4 protein-coding genes are annotated in these 3,455 nt (G+C 70.9%); 2 read left to right on the forward strand and 2 right to left on the reverse strand.

All coding sequences use genetic code 11. The annotated features are described in order from the left end of the window. Nucleotides 1-169 precede the first annotated feature (169 nt). Nucleotides 170-718, forward strand: coding sequence for a YceI family protein (locus ACFV61_RS35165; protein ID WP_380426219.1), 549 nt, complete (start codon nucleotides 170-172; stop codon nucleotides 716-718). A gap of 408 nt (nucleotides 719-1,126) precedes the next feature. On the opposite strand, the gene ACFV61_RS35170 is transcribed toward ACFV61_RS35165, so the two are convergent. Then, a complete protein-coding gene (locus ACFV61_RS35170; RefSeq protein ID WP_063351808.1) occupies nucleotides 1,127-1,549 on the reverse strand; it encodes a RidA family protein in 423 nt (140 codons plus the stop codon). A 68-nt stretch (nucleotides 1,550-1,617) separates the two neighbouring features. Next, nucleotides 1,618-2,292 carry an HD domain-containing protein gene (locus ACFV61_RS35175; RefSeq protein WP_380496176.1) on the reverse strand — a complete coding sequence of 225 codons (675 nt, stop codon included), beginning with the start codon at nucleotides 2,290-2,292 and terminating at the stop codon, nucleotides 1,618-1,620. Nucleotides 2,293-2,363: 71 nt separating this feature from the next. Here ACFV61_RS35175 and ACFV61_RS35180 point away from each other — a divergent pair, with 71 nt between their 5' ends. Further along, nucleotides 2,364-3,344, forward strand: coding sequence for a GlxA family transcriptional regulator (locus tag ACFV61_RS35180; protein WP_380496178.1), 981 nt, complete (start codon nucleotides 2,364-2,366; stop codon nucleotides 3,342-3,344). Nucleotides 3,345-3,455: the final 111 nt, after the last annotated feature.

The raw sequence follows: 3,455 nt of genomic DNA on the forward strand, positions 1-3,455 counted from the left end.
GGGGGGGGGGGGATGGGCCGCCCCCGCGACACCCCCGCGACGACGGACGCCCCCGAATCCAGGCCCCGCCACACCACCACCGGGCGGAAGCAAGCGCGCGACTCACCAGCCCGCGACGCCACACCCCACCCAAGCGCCACTGCCTGCCCCACCGCGAAAGACGGTCGCCATGACCCGCCGCACCACCGACCCCACCCAGCCCTCCACCAGGCTGCCCGACCTCAGCACCGGCCCCTGGGTCCTGGACCCGGCCACGTCATCAGTGGAGATCAAGCACAAGTCGATGTGGGGACTGGCCACGATCAGGGCCGCCTTCACCAAGCTCAGCGGCGAAGGCGAGATCAGCCCCGACGGCTCCGCGCACGGCACACTGACCGTCGAGGCCGCGTCGATCCTCAGCAAGCAGGCCAAACTCGACACCCACCTGCGCTCCGCGGACTTCTTCGACGTCGACAGGTATCCGACGTTCACCTTCACCGCCACCCGCGTCGTCGCCGACAGCGCCGGAACCGCCAAGGTCACCGGCAGCCTCACCGTGCTCGGCACCACCCGCCCGCTCACCTTCACCGCCCGCGCCACCGCCGCCGGCCCGCACGAGGTGACCCTCAGCGGCGAGATCACCGTCGACCGCAACGACTTCGGCATGAACTGGAACAGAGCCGCAATGATCAAGGGCCTCACCACCGTCACCCTCACCACCCGCTTCACCCACCGCTGACCCACCGGTCCCCGCCCCCCCGACCCGGCCCCGTACTGGGGCGGGCCCTGGAAGCGGAGCTGACGAGGTTGATCCGCAGGTTCCGCGGCACCTCACCGGCCGCGTTGCGTGGACGTACGCGACTTCGTCCTGTGGCTGCGGACGTGCCACAACCCGGCGCGGGACCGGCGCCGACCGGATGCGCCCGTGCCGGGATCGCTGAACGCGCCACCGGCAAGCCGTACCTGAGGTCGGGCTACGCCCCGGCCACCGTCAACCACGCGGTGTCGGTGCTGGCGGCGTTCTACGACCACCATCTGCAGACCGGGCAGGGTCCCGTCGTCTCCCCGGTGCCGCCGCAGTCCCGTGAGCACCTCACGTCCGTCGCGACGGGGGCCGGGGCCGGGGCGCCGGCCCAGGAGCGGCGGTCTACCGGGATGCGGCGGGATACGCGGCGGTCGCGCGGATTTCGACGAGGAGTCCCGGGCTGGCGAGGCCGCTGACCCCGATGATCGTCCAGGTCGGGTAGGGCGCCTTGACGAGGCGCTGCTTGGCCTCGATGAAGCCGGGCAAGTGCCGGCGGATGTCGACGTGGTAGCTGGTGACGTCGACGAGGGCGGACGGGTCGAGGTTCTCCAGTCGAAGGATCTCTTCGATCTTCCGGATGGCGATCTCGGTCTGCTCTTCGATGGTGTCCGGGATGGTTCCGTCGGCGCGGCGACCGATCGTTCCGGCGATGAACAGGAGGCCGTGCGCGCGGACCGCGGCGGAATAGCCGAAGCTCGCGAAGGCGCTGGTGGTTTGTCCGAAGACTGCGTTGTCCTCGGGGATCGCGACGGTGTGGACGGTCATTGCGGTGCTTCCTTTTCTTTGGTGACTCGGTCGTGTTCTTCGGTGACGCGGTCGTGGAGTCCGTGGAGTCAGTTGCCCCAGCGGGACGAACGGCAGGCGTGCTCCAGCCGGGTCCGGCCGAAGGTCTCGCGTTCACGGAGGAATTCGCCGGGGATCGTGTACCGGGGTGCGTTCTTCGGGTCTTTCGCGGCCTGCGCGACGATCGCGTCGGTGAGTGAGCGGATCATGTCCAGCCGTGGATAGGCGGCGTGCACGGCGTCGGCCTGCTCGTCGGTGACGGCGTCGATGTGGGCGGCGCCGATCGGGCCACCGAAGTCGAGTGCGACGCCCTCGCGGACGAGCACGCACAGCGTGCCGCGGCGTTCTGCGATACCCGGGGAGGTGTGGAGGGCGATGGCCTGCCAGACCTGGTCGGCATCGATTGCCGGTAATCCGCGGTCGATGAGGAATGAGGCGGCCCGGTCGGCGCCTTCGACCTCGAACCGTTGGTTGTGCGGGCCGTCCGACGCCACGCCGAGGTCGTGCATCGCGCACGCGGCGAACAACAGGTCGTCCTGGTAGTCGTGGCCGACGACCAGGCCGAGGCGGCCGGCAACCAGCCGGGCGAACAGGTAGCTGCGGATGCTGTGGTTGAAGACGGACGGCGTTTCCACCGGTCGGATGAGGTTCATGACGGCGTCGGCAAGCGGTGTGCCGGGCAGCGTGATCAGGTCGGCGGCCGCCTCGTGGGTAGGTCCGGTCATGTCTTCAGCCTGGCCGGAACCGCCCTGACCTGGTGAGAGGCAAAATTTCCTTACTTCGCTAGAATCCTGCCATGGCAGTACATCGAGTCGCGGTCCTGGCGCTGGACGGGGTCACCCCTCTCGACCTGGCGATCCCGACGCAGATCTTCACCACCCGGCCGGAAACCCCCTATGAGATGACCCTGTGCGCGTTGCAGCCGAAGGTGGCCACCAGCGCGGGTTTCGCCCTGGTCGCCGGCGAGGGCCTGGAGCGGGTGAGCACCGCCGACACCGTGATCGTGCCGGGATTCGACCTGATCCTCCCGGTGCCGGACGCCGTGCTCGAGACACTGGCCGGAGCCCGCGACCGAGGCAAGCGCGTGGTGTCGATCTGCACGGGCGCCTTCGCGCTGGCCGCGGCGGGCGTCCTGGACGGGCTGCACGCCACGACCCACTGGAAGCACATCGACGAGTTCGAGCGGAGCTTCCCGGCCGTCTCGGTCGACCGCGACGTGCTCTACGTCGACGAGGGCGACGTGCTCACCTCGGCCGGGGTGTGCTGCGGCATCGACCTGTGCCTGCATATCGTGCGCCGCGACCTGGGCGCGGAGATGGCCAACCAGATCGCCCGCGGTCTGGTCGCCGCCCCGCACCGAGACGGCGGGCAGGCCCAGTACGTGCCGGCTCCCGTCGCGGTGGCCGGCGAGGCGTCGCTGTCCGGTACCCGTGGATGGGCCCTGCAGCGGCTCGGCGAGCCGCTCTCGCTGCGCGTGCTCGCCCGGCACGCGGGCCTCTCGCAGCGCACCTTCATGCGCCGGTTCACCGAGGAGACGGGCACGACCCCGTTGCAGTGGATGCTCAACGCCCGGCTGGGCAGGGCGAGGGAGCTGCTGGAATCCACGGACCGCTCGGTGGAGCAGGTGGCGCGGGACTGCGGGCTGGGCACGGCGGCCAACCTGCGGCTGCACTTCCGGCGCGCACTGGACACCACCCCCACCGCCTACCGCCGCACCTTCACACGCTCGACGTCGCGCAGTCCGGCCTGTTCACCAGCGGTCACGCCCTCGGACTGAGAACGGCCACCACGACACTGAGAGTCCTTGCCGGGGCGGGATGCCGGGCGGCCCCCCCGGCGGCGGGCCGCGGGTCCCGGCGGCCGGGGGGGCGGGGGGGGCGCCGCCCCC

The organism is Kitasatospora sp. NPDC059817, assembly GCF_042731835.1.
In the GTDB taxonomy this organism is placed as follows: Bacteria; Actinomycetota; Actinomycetes; order Streptomycetales; family Streptomycetaceae; genus Kitasatospora.

Coding starts and splice junctions, on each gene's coding strand:
- ACFV61_RS35165 (WP_380426219.1), top strand. CDS start 170: ATGACCCGCCGCACCACCGACCCCACCCAGCCCTCCACCAGGCTGCCC.
- ACFV61_RS35170 (WP_063351808.1), bottom strand. CDS start 1,549: ATGACCGTCCACACCGTCGCGATCCCCGAGGACAACGCAGTCTTCGGA.
- ACFV61_RS35175 (WP_380496176.1), bottom strand. CDS start 2,292: ATGACCGGACCTACCCACGAGGCGGCCGCCGACCTGATCACGCTGCCC.
- ACFV61_RS35180 (WP_380496178.1), top strand. CDS start 2,364: ATGGCAGTACATCGAGTCGCGGTCCTGGCGCTGGACGGGGTCACCCCT.